Raw genomic sequence first — 18066 nt, forward strand, 5'->3', positions numbered from 1 at the left:
ACGCGAATTGAGGAATCATGCCTAGCGTGAAAGTTGGAATCGCAGGGTTCGGAGTGGTGGGCAGACGGCGCAGGGACTGCATCGAGCGGCACCCGCACATGCAGGTGGTGGCAGTCTGCGACCAGGCCTTTGACGGGGAAGGAATGCTTCCCGACGGCACCCGGTATTTCCGGGACTACCGCCGTTTGCTGGAGGAAGGCCTTGATGCGCTGATTGTCTGCCTGACGAATGACATCGCCGCAGACGTGACGATCGCCGGCCTCGAATCCGGCTTGCACGTATTTTGCGAAAAGCCACCCGGGCGCAGCGTCGAGGACATCGTACGGGTCATCGCGCACGAGCGCCGCCATCCCTCGCTGAAGCTGATGTATGGCTTCAATCACCGTTACCACGAGTCGGTGCAGGAGTCCCTCGCCATCATGCGTTCCGGGGAACTCGGCAAGGTCATTAATATGCGTGGCGTGTATGGCAAGGCCAAGCTCATCACCTTCAACCAGCCGGATTGGCGCACTAAACGTGAAATTGCCGGGGGTGGCGTACTGCTTGACCAAGGGATTCACATGGTCGACCTGATGCGGCTGCTGGGCGGCGATTTCACCGAGGTGCACAGCTTCATTTCAAACAGCCATTGGGGCTACGACGTTGAAGACAATGCCTACGCACTGATGCGAACCGCCGAAGGCGTGGTCGGCATGCTCAATTCCTCTGCCACCCAGTGGCGCCACCGCTTCCATCTCGACATCAATCTGGACCGGGGCAGCCTGATTCTTGGCGGCATTCTTTCCGGTACAAAGAGCTATGGCGCAGAGACATTGACCGTGGTACGCGCCGACCCCGACAATGATCGCGGCGATCCGAAGGAGGTCATCACCCGCTACAACCGGGACCCGTCCTGGGATGAGGAGATGCGAGCATTTGCCGACTCCGTGTTGAACGGCAAGCCGGTACAAAGCGGTACTTCGGACGATGCGCTGCGTACCATGCAGCTGGTCTTCAAGATCTATCACGCCGATTCAGCCTGGCGCAAGGCATACAACATTCAAGACCCTGACATCCATGAATAACATCGACCGCTTCTTTTCTCCCGACCCCGCTGCATTCGCCGACGCCTACATCAAGTACCTGCAATCGGTTCTGGAAGGCATCGAGGTCAAGGAAATTGCGCGCTTCGTCGAAACCCTGTTGGAGGCACGCGAGCGCGGATCCACCGTTTTCTTCGTCGGCAACGGTGGCAGTGCCGCGACGGCAAGCCACTTCGCCAACGACCTGGCGTTCGGTACCAACGACTATGAGAAGCCATTTCGCGTCATCAGCCTGACCGACAACGTTCCGGTACTCACGGCCTTGGGCAACGATCTCGGCTACGAGGAGATCTTCGTTCGGCAACTGCGGGTATTGGGTCGCCCGGGCGACGTACTGGTTGGCATTTCGGCCTCCGGCAATTCGCCAAACCTGGTCCGGACATTCGACTACGCAAACTCGGCGGGGATCAAAACCGTCGCGATTACCGCCTTTGACGGTGGCAGGATCAAGGCGATGGCGAGCGAGGGAATCCACGTGCCGACCGGGCCAAAGGAGTACGGGCCTGCCGAGGATGCGCACATGGTTCTTGATCATCTGGTCGGTGCCTATTTGATGCGGTATGTGAAAGCAGGCGGAAAGCCCTGACCATGCGTTTTGCCGGCAAGAAGGTTTTCGTCACAGGGGCCTCGCGGGGGATAGGAAACGCAATCGCCGCGATGTTCCGAACCGAGGGCGCGACGGTGACGGGAACCCGCACCGCGCTGGGTGCGGAGGGCAAGGATGCTTGTGACGAATGGGTGCTGGCCGATTTCTCGGACCTTGCACAGATTCGCAGCTGCGCCGAATTCGTGCGACAGACGGAACCCGATGTGCTCGTGAACAACGCAGGAATTAACCGAATCGCTCCATTCGCCGAAATCGATCCGGACGATTTCCAGCGTATCCAGCAAGTGAACGTGTTTGCCCCTTTCCTTCTATGTCGGTCGGCGCTTCCGGCCATGGCTCGCAAGCGCTGGGGCCGGATAGTGAACGTCTCGTCCATCTGGGGAAAGATCAGCAAGGCGCAGCGTGCATCCTATTCCGCCAGCAAGTTCGCCCTGGACGGAATGACCGTGGCGCTCGCCGCCGAGTACTCCGCCCATGGCGTGCTTGCCAATTGCGTGGCGCCAGGCTTCATCGATACCGACCTGACGCGGCGGGTGCTCGGGGACAAAGGAATCCAGGCTCTGATTCCAGCGATACCGTCGCAACGCCTTGGCCGGATAGACGAGATTGCCCGGACGGTTCTTTGGCTTTCGAGCGAGGAAAACACCTACCTGACCGGCCAGAACATCGCCGTGGATGGGGGTTTCAGTCGTGTCTGAAGGCCTGGTAATCCAGTCCCACAAAGGGCCGTATGCCGTGTCGTTCGCCGGCGACCTCCTGCGCGATCCGGCCTGCCTGTTGCAGGGGGAGCCGCATTTCCTGGTCGATGCCACCGTGGCCCGCCTCTACGCCCACCCCCTGGAACGAATACTCGCCCATCCCAATCTGATCCTGATCGAGGCGAAGGAAGAAAACAAGTCGCTGCAAAGCATCATTCCGGTGTTCGAGCAACTGGTCGGCAACAAGGTGCGGCGGAACCACGTGCTGGTGGCAATCGGCGGAGGCATCGTCCAGGACATCACCTGCTTCATCGCCAGCACGCTGTTGCGCGGATTGCCTTGGCGCTTCGTTCCCACGACCCTGTTGTCACAGGCGGATTCCTGCATCGGGTCGAAGAGTTCGATCAATCTCGGCGATGCCAAGAACATCCTCGGGACCTTTAATCCGCCGCAGCAGATATTTGTCAATCCAGGATTCCTCGACACGCTGGATTCCCGCGAAATCCGGTCCGGAGTCGGGGAAATAATCAAGGTTCACGCAATTGATGGCGCCGCTTCGTTCGACCGCCTGGCGGCCGACTTCGACCGCCTGTTTGCGGACCGAGACTTGTTGGGCAAGTACATCCGATCGGCGCTGCTGATCAAGCAGCGTTTCATCGAAGAGGACGAGTTCGACCAGGGGATACGCAATATCTTCAATTACGGGCACAGCTTCGGCCACGCCATCGAGTCAGCCACCGATTACGCGGTGCCGCACGGAATCGCTGTGACCATGGGCATGGACATGGCCAATCATGTCGCCACGGCACGGGGCTTGTTGCCGGCCAGTCACTTTGCACGAATGCATTCAACGCTGCGCATGAACTACGGCGACTTTTCCGCCACGCCGATTCCCCTGGCTTCGCTTCTGTCCGCCCTGATGAAGGACAAAAAGAACACCAGCACCAGGCTGGGACTGATTCTGCCGGTGGGCGAGAGCGCCGCCATCCAGCGAGTTGAGGTCCCGCCGGATGGTGCCTTTCATGAACAATGCAAGAGCTTTCTGGGAGAGCTTGGCGCATGAGTCGAGAAATCAGGGTCGCGGTTTGCTCCCGTTCCTTTTCCGCCAACCCGGTTCTGCGTGCGGAATTGCTGGCGCGTTACCCGAACGTCACCTTCAATGATGCCGGCCTGCAACTTCGGGGTGACAGCCTGGTTGAATTCCTCAAAGGTCATGACAAGGCCATCACCGCCCTGGAAGTGGTCGATGACTCGGTACTGGCCAGACTTCCAGACCTCAAGGTGCTCAGCAAGTATGGCGTCGGCTTGGACATGATCGACATGGCGGCGATGCGTGCGCATGGCAAGCGGCTTGGATGGATGGGCGGCGTGAACCGGCGGTCGGTGTCCGAACTGGTGATTTCCTTCGCCATCGCGATGCTGCGCCACGTTCCGGCGGCCAACCGCGAGGTTCTTGCCGGAACCTGGCGCCAGCATGTCGGCGGACACCTTTCCGGGCGAACGGTCGGCATTATCGGCTGCGGAAATGTCGGCAAGGACCTCGTCCAGTTGCTGAAGCCCTTCGGGACTCTGGTCCTCGCCAACGACATTCGCGACTATCGGGAATTCTACGAGGCCCACGCCGTCAAGCCGGTGGCCCTGGAGGAACTCCTGGCGCAGTCCGACCTGGTGACCCTGCATGTGCCGCTGGATCAGAGCACACGCGGCATGCTCGACGAACGGCGGCTTTCGCTGATGAAGCCTTCCGCGGTGCTGATCAATCTTGCGCGCGGGGGGCTGGTTGACGAACTTGCGCTGAAGCGCATGCTGCAGGAGAAGCGATTGGCGGCGGCAGCTTTTGACGTATTCGCCGTCGAACCGCCGCTGGATGCAGAACTTGTGTCGCTTCCGAATTTTCTCGCCACGCCCCACATTGGGGGCAGTGCCCGTGAGGCGATACTGGCCATGGGACGCGCGGCAATCGCCGGACTCGACGACAACAGCATTCCGGTCGAGGCACAGTTCGGCCAGGAATAATCCGGCACGAAGGCGCGCATGAGTATAAGACCCCGACGTTCCCTGTTGAACCCCGCCCTGCAGCGTCCCAGCGCGCTCGGTTCGGCACCGCGTGATCCCGGCCGCCTGTGGCTGGACAAGAACGAGAATCTCGACGAGGAGCTGGAGGCCGTATTGCATGGCGTTCTGCTCGCGCTGCCAACCCGGGCCCTGAATACCTATCCGGAAGCGGGCGAAGTCTATCGCAAGCTCGCCCGGTGGCTTGGCATCAATCCGGAACATCTGCTTCTGACGCCGGGCAGCGATGGGGCCATCCGCCTCGTGTTCGAGGCCTTCGTCGAGGAGGGCGATGCCGTGGTCCACACCTCGCCGACCTTCGCCATGTACCCGGTCTACAGCCAGATGTTCGGTGCGGATGCCCGGACGCTGGAGTACGCGAGAACCGAGGCTGGACCTTTTCTTGACGCAGGCGCAATCATCGCAGCCGTGCGGAAAATCAGGCCGAAGCTGCTTTGCCTGCCCAATCCGGACAGCCCGACCGGTACCACGCTGGCACCGGAAGCCCTGCGCGATGTGCTCGCGGCGTGCGAGGATTCCGGAACCGTATTGCTGCTGGACGAGGCCTATCATCCATTCCATGAGTGGACCGCTGTCCCATGGGTCACGAGTTCCAGGAATCTGGTGGTCGCGAGGACCTTTGCCAAGGCATGGGGCGCCGCCGGGCTGAGGATCGGCTACGCCGTTGCCCATCCTGAAACGATAGCCCTGCTGCACAAGATGAGGCCGATGTACGAAGTCAGCACGGTCGCCATCGAGTTCATGTCCGGGATGCTGGACCGCTCCGCGGATATGCTGAAGTCCGTGGCCAGAATTCGGGAGGGCAAGCACTACTTTGTCGAAGAAATGCAGGCGCTCGGTTTCGCCGTATTGCCGACGGCGGGCAACTTTCTGCATGTCGCCTTCGGCGCGAACTCGCAGGCAATTCATGCCGCACTGTCGTCGAGAGTGTATTACCGTGCGACATTCGATACCCCCAGCCTGGCAGGCTACAGCAGGTTCTCGGTGGCACCCCGGCCGGTCATGGAAATAGTGGCCGGTTTAATCAGGCAGGCAGTTGTGGAGAGCAGGCGATGAAGGATAGTTTGGTCAAGGTTGCAGTTATCGGCTGCGGTCGTGTTTCGGGTCATCACTGCCGGTCGATCGCGGAAACCGATGGCGTCGAACTGGTGGCGATCTGCGATCTGGCGATCGAAAAGGCCAATGTATATCGCGACCAGTTCGGCGCCAGGGCCTATGACAACTATCACCGCATGCTGCTGGAGAATCCCGAGATCAATACGGTCGCCATCGTCACACCCTCGGGCATGCACCATGAACATGCGCTGGACATCATTGCGAGATACCGGAAGAACATCATCGTCGAGAAGCCGACCTTCATGAAACCGTCGCAGGTGGCGGACGCCTATGCCAAGGCGGAATCCGCCGGTGTTGAGATATTCGCGGTGTTCCAGAACAGGCACAACCTGGCGGTGAAGCGTGTGCTGCAGGGATTGACCCGGGGTGAACTCGGCAAGCTGCGCTCGGTGGCGGTTCGCGTTCGCTGGTGCCGTCCCCAGCGTTACTATGACCTGGCGCCATGGCGTGGCACCTTCGCCATGGATGGCGGATGCCTGACCAACCAGGGGATACACCATATCGACTTGTTGCGACGCCTGGGTGGCGAGGTCAGCCGGGTTTGCAGCACGCACCGGACACTTGGCGCCGATATCGAGGTCGAGGATACCGCTACCGCAGCGATCGAGTTCGAAAGCGGCGCGATCGGCGCGCTCGAGGTAACTACCGCCGCCCGCCCGATAGACTACGAGGCCAGCCTGTCGCTGGTTTGCGAGAACGGACTGGCGCAGATCGGCGGCATTGCGGTAAACGAGTTGCAGATATACACCCCCGATCCGGCGGCCTGCGCGGCAAACTCAGAGGACTTTTCGGGGAACGTCTACGGCCACGGTCACGTGAAGATATACGAGGAAATCCTGGCGCACTTCAAGGGGGAGCAGAAGTTCCCGGTTTCCTACGAAGATACGCTGCGCACGATCCAGCTCCTGAACTCGTTCTACCGGGCGGACGAGAGCAGAGGGTGGGTGGACGTTGCCAAGGCCGGCGACAGCATTCGCCTGGGCCGCGAAGACGAGCGTCTGGCCGACATCTATCGCACCGTCGTGCCGTCGGGCATTTGAGCCTGGACTGAAAACAAGACAGCGAGCGGGCAACACAAAGAGCAAGGACGAAATGGCAACGGACCAGATACTGAGGGCAGACCGGATCAAGCCGGATTTCGAGGGGCTGAAAAGCGCATGGGAGGCCATGCTCAAAAAGTACTACCTGGGCGCCAACGAATTGAATCCGGCCTACACGCTGGCAGTGCCCTGCCCGTACTGCAATTCGACCCTCATCGAGCAGTCGTTCAAGCTGAAGGGTTTCTGGCACCGGACCTGCGCGGAATGCAAGACCCTTTACGTCAGTCCCCGCCTTTCGGATGCTTGTATCGAGGAACTGTACTGCGACGAGTACTACAGCGAAATGTACGGCCGCTCCATGCTTCCCGTATTCGAGCAGCGCAAGCAATTGATCGGCCACCGCAAGTTTGCCCAGACCGTTGCCCGCTGGGGAGGGAGCGGACGAGGTCGCGTGCTGGACATCGGCGCCGGCATCGGCGAGGTTCCGGACGTGTTCCGGGACGAGGGCTGGCTTTCCCATGTGATCGAGATGAATCCGGTGGCAGTGGAATGGCTGCACAGCCGCGGTCACGAAGAGGTATTCCATGGCTCCCTTGACGGCTACGCGACGGACCACCGCTTCGACATCATCATGGCGTGGGGCGTGGTGGAACACGTGGTGGATCCCGGCGCGTTTCTGAGACGGGTCCATGAGCTCCTTGTTCCCGGCGGGCTTTTTGTATCGGAGGTGCCGCACGGACAATGCTTGCTGGTGGACGTTGCCCGCAAGACGGGAATGGACCCAAAGCGAATCCTCATGGGGGAGCAGCACATTGTGCTCTACTCGACCGGTGCCTACGCAATGCTGCACGAGAGGAACGGTTTCGAAAAAGTACACCTGCAGACGAACGGGCTCGACTGCGACACGATCCTGAAGGAGAACGGGGCGGATCTGCCGGATGGAGTCCTCGCGGCCATCCAGGAGTGTGTTGACGAGAAATTGTATGGAGATCTTCTGCGCGGGTTCTGGCGGCGGCCGTGATGGCGAAGTCTTTCTGCCTTTCGAGCGACTATGCCGCCGTGTCGCCAGCGCCGACTCTTTCGGAATATTGATTCCTTCACCGACTTTCATATCTCTGACAAAGGCGAAGATGAAAACCATAGGCATTGTCCCCGCCCGCATGGCGGCGTCGCGTTTCCCCGGCAAGCCCCTGTACCCGATTCACGGCCGTCCGATGCTGGAACACGTAATGCTGCGGGCCAGGATGTACCAGGGTTGGGACCAGTTGGTGCTGGCCACCTGCGATCGCGAGATCGAGCAGTTCGCCAACGACAAAGGCTTCCCCGTGATCATGACGGGCGCACATCACACCCGGGCGCTGGACCGGGTTGCGGAGGCGGCCGAGCGCCTGGAGGGGGGCGTTGCCGATGATGATATTGTCGTCTGCGTGCAGGGCGACGAGCCCATGATGCGCCCGGACATGATGGACGCCGTGGTTGCGCCCCTGCGGGCGGACCCATCGATTCCCTGCACGGTCCTCGCGATGCACATCACCGAGGAGTTCATTTGGCGCAATCCGGACACGGTCAAGATCATTCACAACGACGCGGGCGAGGTGCTGTATACGTCGCGGGCCCCCGTGCCGTATTGCAAGGGAAGCTTCACACCCGCGCACCTGGCGCGACGGATCTACGGCATTTTTGCCTTTCGCTGGAAGTACCTCAAGGCTTTCTCTATCCATCCCGAAACACGGCTCGAGCAACTGGAGGCCTGCGACAGCAACCGGATACTGGATATGCCGTTCCGGCAATACATAGCGCCGTATCCTTATGTCGAGTCCTTCTCCGTCGACAGTCCACAGGACATCGATTTGGTCGAGCGTCACATGGCTGCCGACAAATATTGGGCCTTGTACAAGTAGGCTGACGAAGGCATCAGTGACCGCCACGTATCCACCGATGAAAAGCAACATTGCCTATCAGACCGACCAGCTTGCACGCTATTTCAAGTCGCATCGCATTGCCTGGGAGCAGTTCTATGACTCCGAACGCGCAATCATCGGTCAGTTGGCGCCGGGCAGGCATCATCGCATCCTTGACATAGGATGCGGATGCGGTGGATTGGGCCTTGCATTGCGCGATCGCTTCGGAGTAGAGCGCTATACGGGCGTAGAGATCAATGCGCTTGCTGTCGAGGCGGGGCGGATGATGAACCCCGCAGCGGAAATTTACTGTGGCGATATCCTGGAACTCAGCCGTGGCGTGCTGCGCGACACCTCCTACGACGTGGTTTTTTCCTTGAGTTGCGTGGACTGGAACGTGCAGTTTTCAGACATGCTGGCCACCGCCTGGAGCCACGTCGCCGAGGGCGGGAGTCTGGTCGCGACTTTCCGTCTCACAATCGGCGAGGGCTGCGGCGACATGGAAAGGTCGTACCAGTACATCAACTGCGACGGAAGCCTGGAGGGGGAGCGCGCCGCTTATGTCGTGCTGAACGCCGGGGAGCTTATCCATATATTGCGCAGCTTCAACCCGACATCGATTCACGCTGTCGGCTACTGGGGCTCGCCTTCGGCTACGGCGGTTACGCCCTTTCAGAAACTGTGTTTTGCAGCCTTTTCCATCCGGAAACGGGCAGATGGCAATGCCGCAGCATCGGCACTGGTGCTGGATCTTCCGGCAGAAATAGTGGATTCGATTGGTGCAGGGCCGGCGGCCTGATCGCGGTTGTTGCTTTCGTTCGGGTGGTGCCGAAAGCTCGATACCCGGCATTCCCGGCAGGGGTTCAGTGCGGTGAGCGTTCCAGTCGTCGTCTGGGCCCTTCCAGGCGACCCGCCTGCGGGCATTGGTGATGTGCTTCATTGGCAGGGCTATGCCCAAGGTGTCGGGACGCAGTCGGTGCCGCGCTACCTCGAGGCAAACGCCCAGCGTCTGCGGGCGGCATATCTCAGGTTTATCCATGAGTTGGGTGAGCGACGAGTAAGCGGCAAGTCCATCGCCGGACATCTCGATTTCGGCGACGGTTTCAGCTTCTGGTGGATGACACGCCTGGCGGAAAAAAGTCCCTTCAAGTCGCCGCGGCTCTACGATTGCCTGCGGCTGATGGCGCTGGAGGAAATGTTGATCGAATGCCGGCCGTCAGGACTTATTCTTTACTGTGCGGAACGGGATCTCTCGGAGGCAATCGGAAACCTTTGCAACAAGTTGGGGGTTGGCTTCGCGAGGCATCCGGCCGGCCGGGAAAAAGGCAAATGGTCACTCCGTGCAATTTATTCGTCATTGCCGCAGGTGGTTCAAGGTCTCCTCAGTCTGAGGCATCTGGCGAGCAACTGGTCATTGCGCAACCTGGAACGACCGCATTGGTTCTCCGATCAGAAGGCGATCTTTTTCTGCTCGTATTTCTTTGATCTGGACGTTGCCGCCTGCGGTGCAGGGCAGTTTCATTCGAACCAGTGGGGAAGCATGCCAGACTACCTCAAGCAAAGCGGGCGACATGCGAACTGGATCCACCACTATTTGCGCAGTCCCGATGGCGCCGATGATGGAACGAGAGCGAAGTGGCTGAATCTGTTCAATCGCGATGCCGTCAATCAGGGGTGCCACAGCCTTCTGGAAAGCTATTTGTCCTGGGGTATCGCCGGCCGGGCTCTGTGCAAGTGGTTCCACCTCTTCGCGATTTCGCTTCGTTTGCGCAATGTTGCCGGGGCTTTCACGCCAGAAGGTTCGGCTGCCAGTCTGTGGCCCTTGCTGAGGACCGACTGGTGGGCCTCATTGCGAGGCCCCGCGGCATTCGGCAACTGTCTGTGGGTCGAGTTGTTCGATGCGGCATTCAGGGACATTCCGCACCAAGAAACTGGCCTGTACCTTTGGGAAAATCAGGGTTGGGAATGCGCAATGCTGAACGCCTGGCGCCGGCATGCCCATGGCCGGATCATCGGCGTGCCGCACGCCACCGTCGTGTTCTGGCACTTGAACAATTTTGATGATCCGCGCACCCTTGGGTTGCGTACGGAATACCCGAAACCCTTGCCGGATCATCTGGCCGTCAATGGTCCGATGGCACGGAAAGCGTTTGCCGATGCCGGCGGTGCCTTGCCAGGCCGGTTTGTCGACGTCGAGGCATTGCGCTTTCAATATCTGGCACAGCCCGGAACCGGAAGTTCCCGTCGGAACGGCCTCGTTGTTGCGGACAACGGGAGGCAAATGAAGGTTTTGCTTCTAGGCGATTTCACCGAAAGGCAAACGCTGAAGATGTTTTCCTGCATGGACGAAGCGCTGCGCCAGTGCGGCACTGAGGTCTCCATTGTCTTCAAGCCACACCCGGTGAGCCGGATCCGGCAGCAGGACTATCCGTCTCTTCCATTTGAGATGTCCCGTGGCGCGCTGGCCGAGGTGTTGCAGAGTTGCGACCTGGTGTTTTCGAGCAACACCACGTCCGCCGGCCTGGAGGCCTTGCTCGCCGGGTTACCAGTGCTCGTTTTTCTGGATGACGGGGATTTCAACCACAGCCCGCTGCGTGGAGTGGAAGGCGTAAGGTTTGTGGGCACCCCAACGGATCTGGCAACGGCCCTGGACACGGCTCGGCATCCGACGACTGTTCCGGCACCGCATGAGTTTTTCTGGCTGGACCAGGGAATGCCGCGGTGGGACAGAGTCCTTGCGACAGAGTGAGGCAGGTAAGGCCGAAATGACAAAGCGGAAAGTCCTGCTTACCGGCGGAAGCGGCCTGCTTGCCACCAATTGGGCTTGTGCCATGCGGACCGAATGGGATGTCGTTCTTGGAACCCATCTTCATCCGGTCAAACTGGACCGGGTCACTTGCTGCCAGCTCGATCTGGATGACGAAGCGCGTCTCCAGGCGCAAATCAGTCAAATGGCACCGGATCTGATTGTCCATACAGCTGGATTGACCGACGTGGATCGCTGCGAGGCCGATCCGCGACTGGCGACCCTGGTAAACGCTCAGCTGGCAAGCAACGTGGCAACGATCGCCAGTCGCACCGAATGCAAGCTGATTCATATATCCACCGATCACCTCTTTGCCGGCGACCGGGGACTGCGTACCGAGTCGGATACGCCCTGTCCACTCAACGAGTACGCGCGCAGCAAATTTCTGGGTGAATCCCTGGTTCAGGCAGTCTGCTCCGGTGCCCTGGTCGTGCGCACCAACTTCTTTGGCTGGGGACATGTGGGTCGTCAGTCATTTAGTGACTGGATACTAGCGAGCCTGCGCGTAGGCAAGAGCATCCCGCTCTTTGACGATGTCCATTTCACTCCGATTCTTGCAGACACACTGGCGTTGACCGCGCACAAACTTGCGGAGGGCGGGGCATCGGGAATTTTCAATATTGTGGGTGACGAAAGAGTATCCAAGTACGAATTCGGCCGGCGGCTGGCAGAACGTTTCGAATTGCCCGCCGAGCTGGTCCGGCGCAGTCAAATGGGCCTCGCGCAATTGCGAGCGAAACGTCCGGGTGACATGTCGTTGGCAAATGCCAAGACCAGGAATTGCCTGGGAGTGCCTCTCGGAAGTCTGGACTCCTATTTTTCCGCCCTTCACCGCCAGGAGCGACAAGGGCGCAGGATTGAGCTATTGGCGGCGGTCAGCGAAGCATCCGGTCTGGACTCCAGGTAGCACGGTCGGGCTTCCGCACGTTCCGCTATTGATCCGGCCAGATGAAGTTTGAAGTCTCACGCGGCATATTTGACGCGTGGATCTTGGAAGAAGCTCATGACACGCGCAGGTGATTGTTCGAGTTTGATCATGTGCTCGGTGGCAGCGGTTTTCAACTTGGCCTTCGTTCGCGCCGGAACCTTTGTCCCCATCGCGTGCTTGAGGTCGGCATTGAGGCGCTCCTCGGGATTCAGTTCGGGGCTGTAACTGGGCAGGTAGAAGAGTTCGATCTTGTCCTGGCGCTCTGCCACCCATGCCTTGACGGGTTTGCTGTGATGCACCCGCAGGTTATCCAGGATCAGAAACACCTTCTTGCCGGCATCTTTGATCAGTGCTGCCAGAAACTCAATCAGCTGGTCAGAGTTGAAGGCTTCGTCAATGATCATCCAGCGCGTCTTCCCCTGGTTTGTGACGGTGGCAATCATCGAGAGCTTCTGCCGGGTGCCGCCGACCACATAGGCGACCGGCGTCTTGCCCGCCGGGGCGTAGCAACGGCCACGCACGTCGGTATTGACCAGTGCCGTCTCGTCACCCCAGTGAATCTCGGCGCCCTCAGCCTTGGCGCGGCTTTCAATGTCTGGATACTGCTCGTCCAGCCATGCCTGTACCGCCTCAGGCCGTTGCTCGTAGGCTTTCTTGATGGGCTTCTGCGGGGTAAAGCCCCAGCGTGACAGATAGTTGCCAACGCCGCGCACCGACAGCTTGATGCCATATTCACGCTCGATCAACTGCATGACTGCTGCACGAGACCAGAGTGCGAATTCCATCTTCAACTGCTCAGGGCGCTTGTCGCAGATGATCTGCCGGATGCAGCGTTCCTGCTCATCGGTCAGCGTGCGTCCTTGACCGACACGCTTACCTCGCGTTGCCGGCTTGATCGCCGCCATTCCGCCTTCTTCATACAAATCAATCGCACCGCGTACCGCCGGGTACGACAGCCCGCTGAGCTCTACGATTTGCATCACGCCATAGCCCTTGCGATGCAATCGCACGACCTGCTTGCGCCGCTCGTGCAACTGCTCCAGCGTCGAATATCTTGCGTCGTCTTTTTCCATGCAACGTACATGAGGTCGATCACCAATAATTCAAGTATTATCGTGCCGAGTCAATAGGTGTCAATTCGGGTCTTTTTTAATCAGGGGTTGGAGGAGCCCATGCAATTGCGGCCGGGTCTGCATGAAACTGGTAGCATCAATCTCGCTCTCCGGATTGACAGGACGTGCGGCGCCGGGGCATAGGCTGCCTTATTCAAAGGGTCTGGAAACATGTTCAAGAACAAAGTGCTGATGATTACCGGCGGCACAGGATCGTTCGGCAACACGGTCCTCAAGCGCTTTCTTTCATCTGATGTCCGCGAGATTCGAATTTTCAGTCGTGACGAGAAGAAACAGGAAGAGATGCGCATTGCCCTCAATGACAGCAAGCTGAGGTTCTGCATCGGCGACATCCGCAATTACGACAGCATCAATCAGGCAATGAAGGGTGTGCACTATGTTTTTCACGCGGCCGCGCTGAAGCAGGTTCCTTCTTGCGAGTTCTATCCCTATCAAGCCGTTCAGACCAATGTGATCGGCGCCGAGCATGTCATGAATGCCGCGATTGCAAACGGTGTGGAACGTGTCGTGGTGCTGAGCACGGACAAGGCTGTTTATCCGATCAATGCGCTTGGCCTTTCCAAGGCGTTGATGGAGAAGTTCATGATTGCGAAAGCCCGGATGCAGAACGAAGGGGAAACCGTCTTCTGTGCGACCCGCTACGGAAATGTCATGGCCTCGCGTGGATCGGTAATTCCGCTCTTCGTCTCGCAACTGAAGGCCAACAAGCCGCTGACAGTGACCGACCCCAAGATGACGCGCTTCCTGATGTCCCTGGACGAATCGGTCGACCTCGTGCTGCACGCTTTCGAGAACGGCGAGCAAGGTGACATCTTCGTTCAGAAGTCACCGGCTTCGACCGTGGCGGACTTGGCACAGGCGTTGCGCGAACTGTTCGACATGAACAACCCGATTCAGGTAATTGGCACCCGCCATGGCGAGAAGCTTTACGAAACACTTGTTTCGCGCGAGGAAATGGCGCGAGCAGACGACAGGGGGCCCTATTTCCGGATCCCGGCGGACAATCGCGACCTCAACTACAACATATACTGCAACGACGGCGAGCAAAAGATTTCCGAACTCGACGACTACACGTCGCACAATACGGAGAGACTGGACGTCGGACGGGTCAAGAGGTTGTTGCTGAGCCTGGAATACATCAAGAACGAGCTTGCGTAGATTCAGGTCGCTGTTGGTTTGGCGAAAAAAGGACATGGGCATTGCTGTTCAGGATTCGATGCGACCTTCGGGAAGCAGATGGGCGGGGTGGGTCGGGAACCGTCGCGCGGTGCGGAATTGGTGGGCGTGCCCATGACGAACGGCCCTGTTGCTTCCCCTGCGGCGGGAGTCTCAGTCGTGATCGCAACGCTCGGGGGGCCAACCCTGAAGGGAACCATCGAGACCCTGAATCGCGGCTCGGTTGTCCCGGCTGAAATCCTGATTTGTATTCCACTCCCGGAAGCGTCGCGCGATATCGGTTTCGGGTTTTCCAATGTCCGGATTCTGCAGACCATGGTTCGCGGGCAAGTGGCGCAGCGCGTCGAAGGGTTCAAGCATGCAGAAGGACCATTCGTCATGCAGTTGGACGACGATATCCTGCTCGACCATGAGTGTGTCGCGAACTTGCAGGCAACATTGCAGCGGTTTCCAGGCGCGGCTGTTGCCCCGAACTTGCTCGAACTTGAGTCCCGCGAGTCCGTCTACCGGATCCGTCATGGAGACGGTCTGCCGAGGCGCATATACAACTGGCTGATGAACGGCAAAGAGGGTTATCGCGAGGGAACCATCCTGAAATCTGGTTCCCCGATCGGTATCGTTCCGGAAGGCTGTGCCGATGGACCATTGGATGTCGAGTGGCTCGCTGGAGGGTGCGTCATGCACCACAAAGCCAATCTGGTGCTGGAAAACTATTTTCCTTTTGGCGGCAAGGCGTATTGCGAAGACATGATCCATTCCCATCTGCTGGTGAGGAAGGGGGTGCGCCTGCTGATCGAGCCTCGGGCGAGCTGCTGTCTCGAAGTTTCGCCGCCGTTGCGGAGACCCCCTGCCGCCTTCCTGAGGGAAACCTACCGCGATTTCGTTGTGCGCCGCTACTACATGAAGCTTTCGCGCAGAGCCGCCGGACGCATGTATTTGTACTATTTTCTGCTGCTCTTCAGGTATGGCTATTTGTGGATCGCAGGGAAACTCGGCGGCGACCCCGCATCGCCTGGCGAGACGAAGTCCGGCCCGAAGCGGCTATCGGATTGAAGCACCGGCGATGCTGATCATCCAGGCCAACAATATTCACGAAAGCGGCGCCAGGTACCTGCTGCTCAGCATCCTGAAGTCGATATGTGCACCGGAAAGCAATTTGCACTCAACCGTGTTTCTGGACCAGCGTTTCGACCGGACGCTCCTTGAGGGTTTGGTCGATGACAAACGGGTTACCATACGCGGTGTTGCAGCGACGGTGGGTTCGCGCCTGTGGTCCGAGTGGGCCATTTCCAGGCTTGCCGCGAAGAACAGCGGTTCAACGCTACTGTGCCTGGGTAGCATTCCCCCGCTTTTTCCGTGTGCAGCGGAAGTCGTTCTTTACTACCAGACCGTGCTCTATTTCAAGGCGTTCAGGAAGTACATCGGCGGACTCAGGTCACTAGTGAAGCTTTCCGTCGAGGGCTTCTGGATCAGGGCGAGGATAGCCAGGGTCGACCGCATTTTCGTCCAGTCCCGCCTTGTCAAGGATCTCCTGTGCAAGGAGTTCTCGCTGGATGGCGGTTCGATCAGCGTGATGCCCTTTGCCGACCTAGAGAACCTGAGAGCTGTTTCGACCCCGGTCGATTCAAACGCGAGGATGGGCTTTTTCTACCCTGCCCTGGGTACGCCTCACAAGAACCATGCCCTGCTGATCGATGCTTGGGTAATTCTGGCAAAGCAAGGGATTTGTCCCGTTCTGCTGCTGACCATCGATCCCAGATTCGAGCAACTGTTGGCGCATCTGGAACAGGCTCGGAATATCAGCGGGATTCGCGCGACCAATCTTGGATTGCTCTCGCATCAGCAGGTACTGGATCAATTGCTTGCCTCGGAAGCGATGATTTTTCCGTCGTTGTGTGAGTCCTTCGGCTTGCCGCTCCTGGAAGCCCGTGAAAACGGCCTTCCGGTGATTGCCTGTGAACGCGACTACGTTCGGGAGATTCTCGACCCGGTAGAGACTTTCGACCCCGAGTCCGCACTATCGATAGCTAGGGCGGTAAAAAGATTCCTCGGCATTCAAGAGCAACACCTCACGGTGCTTGCCCCGGAGACTCTTATCAACAGTATTGCCGGCAAGGGATCTGGGGCGAGATAGCCGGATTCGCCGTAACCTTAAGCGCAGCTTTCCCTTTGGGTCCGATGCCGGGCCCTTGCGGCAATTGCCACATTGACTACGCGCCATCGGGGATAATTGGCGGATGAGTTTTCATCCATTCGCCGGATCGCTGGTACCCCGCATCGAATCCCTGCCTGATGAGCGCTGATCCGTCTACTGTCACCCTGGTGAAGAACGTCTGCTTCGTGGTGACCACGCCATTCGCAGTCAATGCCTTCCTGCTTGGACACCTCAAGGCCCTGGCAGAACGGTATCGCGTCTCGCTTTGCGTAAATACCGGGGACTATCCCCTTTCGAAAGCCATTGATCCCAGGGTTCGGATCCTGAATATCGGCATTCGGCGAAAGTTTGCCCCGCTAAGCGATCTGCACGTACTTTTGCGACTGATCGCGCTGTTTCACCGCGAGCGTTTCGATTCGGTCCACAGCATGACACCCAAAGGTGGCTTGCTGGGCATGCTGGCCGCAAAGGCGGTCGGCATCCCTCGGCGATTCCACACATTCACTGGCCAGATCTGGGCGAATCGAACCGGCCTGACGCGGATGCTGTTCAAATGGATCGATTGCGTGATTGCCTGGGCCGCAACCCACGTTCTTGCTGACAGCGCGTCGCAATGCAAGTTTCTGGAGGCGGAAGGAATCGCATTGAAGAAAGGCGTTTCCGTGCTCGGCCAGGGTTCGGTATGCGGTGTTGACACTGCGCGCTTTTGCCCGGACCCGGCCACCCGCAAAAAAACCCGAAAGGAACTGGCTGTAGCCGACGACGCCTGTGTCTTGTTGTTTGTCGGGCGCATTGCCCGCGACAAGGGAGTCTTTGACTTGGTCAGGGCCTTCGTGCAACTTTCAATGCGGCATCCGGCGGCGGCACTGTGGGTGGTCGGACCCGACGAGGAAGGGCTGTCGGCTGAGTTACGAACGCTCGCAAAATCCTGTGCCGACCGGATCCGCTGGACCGGACCAAGTTTTGAACCTGAAAAGTACATGGCATCCGCCGACTTTCTGGTTCTGCCGAGCTACCGCGAAGGATTCGGCATGGTGGTCATCGAGGCTGCGGCATGCGGGATACCGTCGGTCGCCTATCGCATCGATGGCGTCAGCGACGCGGTGCAGGAAGGGGAAACCGGGGTACTGGTCACCAAGGGCGATACCGATGAACTGCTGTTGGTCTTGGAGTCCCTGCTTGTCGACAGCACCGTTCGTTGTCGACTGGGCGAGCGGGGTGCGATGCGGGTCAGGAGCGATTTTTCGGATGTGGCGGTGACAACAGCTTGGATGGACTTCTACAAGGCGGAACTAAGAGCATGATCGATCTGCGACAGGTCGCGGCAATGCGGGACACAAAACGGCGAATT

At 59.0% G+C, this 18066-nt stretch carries 17 protein-coding genes; 16 read left to right on the plus strand and 1 reads right to left on the minus strand.

The genetic code is table 11. From position 1 onward, the window contains the following. Window positions 1–26: 26 nt before the first annotated feature. The 12 genes from J0M27_RS04060 to J0M27_RS04115 all read left to right on the plus strand — a co-directional run bounded on the left by J0M27_RS04060 (window position 27) and on the right by J0M27_RS04115 (window position 12230). On the plus strand, window positions 27–1064 hold the full coding sequence (locus J0M27_RS04060) for a Gfo/Idh/MocA family oxidoreductase (protein ID WP_294987723.1): 1038 nt from the start codon (window positions 27–29) through the stop codon (window positions 1062–1064). After that, window positions 1057–1668 carry an SIS domain-containing protein gene (locus J0M27_RS04065; RefSeq protein ID WP_294987725.1) on the plus strand — a complete coding sequence of 204 codons (612 nt, stop codon included), beginning with the start codon at window positions 1057–1059 and terminating at the stop codon, window positions 1666–1668. Before J0M27_RS04060 ends, J0M27_RS04065 begins: the two co-directional genes overlap by 8 nt. Window positions 1669–1670: 2 nt before the next feature. Continuing rightward, window positions 1671–2387 (plus strand): SDR family NAD(P)-dependent oxidoreductase, encoded by a 717-nt coding sequence (locus J0M27_RS04070; RefSeq protein ID WP_294987727.1) that lies wholly within the window; start codon window positions 1671–1673, stop codon window positions 2385–2387. After that, window positions 2380–3450, plus strand: coding sequence for an AroB-related putative sugar phosphate phospholyase (cyclizing) (locus J0M27_RS04075; RefSeq protein WP_294987729.1), 1071 nt, complete (start codon window positions 2380–2382; stop codon window positions 3448–3450). The genes J0M27_RS04070 and J0M27_RS04075 overlap by 8 nt, the downstream gene beginning before the upstream one ends. Beyond that, entirely contained in the window at window positions 3447–4403 is a 957-nt protein-coding gene (locus J0M27_RS04080) for a phosphoglycerate dehydrogenase (RefSeq protein WP_294987731.1), read from the plus strand. The genes J0M27_RS04075 and J0M27_RS04080 overlap by 4 nt, the downstream gene beginning before the upstream one ends. A 45-nt stretch (window positions 4404–4448) precedes the next feature. Continuing rightward, window positions 4449–5516, plus strand: coding sequence for a histidinol-phosphate transaminase (locus tag J0M27_RS04085; RefSeq protein WP_294987733.1), 1068 nt, complete (start codon window positions 4449–4451; stop codon window positions 5514–5516). Beyond that, the gene (locus J0M27_RS04090) at window positions 5513–6616 is read left to right on the plus strand and encodes a Gfo/Idh/MocA family oxidoreductase (protein WP_294987735.1); all 1104 of its coding nucleotides are present in this window, start codon (window positions 5513–5515) and stop codon (window positions 6614–6616) included. Before J0M27_RS04085 ends, J0M27_RS04090 begins: the two co-directional genes overlap by 4 nt. Window positions 6617–6668: 52 nt before the next feature. Next, a complete protein-coding gene (locus tag J0M27_RS04095; protein ID WP_294987737.1) occupies window positions 6669–7637 on the plus strand; it encodes a class I SAM-dependent methyltransferase in 969 nt (322 codons plus the stop codon). Continuing rightward, window positions 7600–8517, plus strand: coding sequence for a 3-deoxy-manno-octulosonate cytidylyltransferase (locus J0M27_RS04100; protein ID WP_294987738.1), 918 nt, complete (start codon window positions 7600–7602; stop codon window positions 8515–8517). The genes J0M27_RS04095 and J0M27_RS04100 overlap by 38 nt, the downstream gene beginning before the upstream one ends. A 37-nt stretch (window positions 8518–8554) precedes the next feature. Then, window positions 8555–9316 (plus strand): class I SAM-dependent methyltransferase, encoded by a 762-nt coding sequence (locus tag J0M27_RS04105; protein WP_294987740.1) that lies wholly within the window; start codon window positions 8555–8557, stop codon window positions 9314–9316. 72 nt (window positions 9317–9388) lie between these two features. Then, window positions 9389–11266, plus strand: coding sequence for a TIGR04326 family surface carbohydrate biosynthesis protein (locus J0M27_RS04110; RefSeq protein ID WP_294987741.1), 1878 nt, complete (start codon window positions 9389–9391; stop codon window positions 11264–11266). A gap of 16 nt (window positions 11267–11282) precedes the next feature. Further along, window positions 11283–12230, plus strand: a complete 948-nt coding sequence (locus J0M27_RS04115) for an NAD(P)-dependent oxidoreductase (RefSeq protein WP_294987743.1) — start codon at window positions 11283–11285, stop codon at window positions 12228–12230. A 56-nt stretch (window positions 12231–12286) separates the two neighbouring features. Here the strand turns inward: J0M27_RS04115 and J0M27_RS04120 are convergent, their stop codons facing one another. Continuing rightward, a complete protein-coding gene (locus J0M27_RS04120; RefSeq protein WP_294987746.1) occupies window positions 12287–13324 on the minus strand; it encodes an IS630 family transposase in 1038 nt (345 codons plus the stop codon). A gap of 231 nt (window positions 13325–13555) precedes the next feature. Between J0M27_RS04120 and J0M27_RS04125 the strand changes: the two genes are divergently transcribed. The 4 genes from J0M27_RS04125 to J0M27_RS04140 all read left to right on the plus strand — a co-directional run bounded on the left by J0M27_RS04125 (window position 13556) and on the right by J0M27_RS04140 (window position 18019). Beyond that, a complete protein-coding gene (locus J0M27_RS04125) occupies window positions 13556–14542 on the plus strand; it encodes a polysaccharide biosynthesis protein (RefSeq protein WP_294987894.1) in 987 nt (328 codons plus the stop codon). 177 nt (window positions 14543–14719) lie between these two features. Continuing rightward, window positions 14720–15613 (plus strand): glycosyltransferase family 2 protein, encoded by an 894-nt coding sequence (locus J0M27_RS04130; protein ID WP_294987747.1) that lies wholly within the window; start codon window positions 14720–14722, stop codon window positions 15611–15613. Window positions 15614–15623: 10 nt separating this feature from the next. Beyond that, on the plus strand, window positions 15624–16694 hold the full coding sequence (locus J0M27_RS04135) for a glycosyltransferase (RefSeq protein ID WP_294987748.1): 1071 nt from the start codon (window positions 15624–15626) through the stop codon (window positions 16692–16694). Window positions 16695–16852: 158 nt separating this feature from the next. Further along, a complete protein-coding gene (locus tag J0M27_RS04140) occupies window positions 16853–18019 on the plus strand; it encodes a glycosyltransferase (protein ID WP_294987750.1) in 1167 nt (388 codons plus the stop codon). Window positions 18020–18066: the final 47 nt, after the last annotated feature.

It is taken from the genome of Sulfuritalea sp. (assembly GCF_017302275.1).
In the GTDB taxonomy this organism is placed as follows: domain Bacteria; phylum Pseudomonadota; class Gammaproteobacteria; order Burkholderiales; family Rhodocyclaceae; genus Sulfuritalea.

Coding starts and splice junctions, on each gene's coding strand:
- J0M27_RS04115 (WP_294987743.1), top strand. CDS start 11,283: ATGACAAAGCGGAAAGTCCTGCTTACCGGCGGAAGCGGCCTGCTTGCC.
- J0M27_RS04140 (WP_294987750.1), top strand. CDS start 16,853: ATGAGCGCTGATCCGTCTACTGTCACCCTGGTGAAGAACGTCTGCTTC.
- J0M27_RS04120 (WP_294987746.1), bottom strand. CDS start 13,324: ATGGAAAAAGACGACGCAAGATATTCGACGCTGGAGCAGTTGCACGAG.
- J0M27_RS04070 (WP_294987727.1), top strand. CDS start 1,671: ATGCGTTTTGCCGGCAAGAAGGTTTTCGTCACAGGGGCCTCGCGGGGG.
- J0M27_RS04095 (WP_294987737.1), top strand. CDS start 6,669: ATGGCAACGGACCAGATACTGAGGGCAGACCGGATCAAGCCGGATTTC.
- J0M27_RS04135 (WP_294987748.1), top strand. CDS start 15,624: ATGCTGATCATCCAGGCCAACAATATTCACGAAAGCGGCGCCAGGTAC.
- J0M27_RS04065 (WP_294987725.1), top strand. CDS start 1,057: ATGAATAACATCGACCGCTTCTTTTCTCCCGACCCCGCTGCATTCGCC.
- J0M27_RS04125 (WP_294987894.1), top strand. CDS start 13,556: ATGATTACCGGCGGCACAGGATCGTTCGGCAACACGGTCCTCAAGCGC.
- J0M27_RS04090 (WP_294987735.1), top strand. CDS start 5,513: ATGAAGGATAGTTTGGTCAAGGTTGCAGTTATCGGCTGCGGTCGTGTT.
- J0M27_RS04105 (WP_294987740.1), top strand. CDS start 8,555: ATGAAAAGCAACATTGCCTATCAGACCGACCAGCTTGCACGCTATTTC.
- J0M27_RS04100 (WP_294987738.1), top strand. CDS start 7,600: ATGGAGATCTTCTGCGCGGGTTCTGGCGGCGGCCGTGATGGCGAAGTC.
- J0M27_RS04080 (WP_294987731.1), top strand. CDS start 3,447: ATGAGTCGAGAAATCAGGGTCGCGGTTTGCTCCCGTTCCTTTTCCGCC.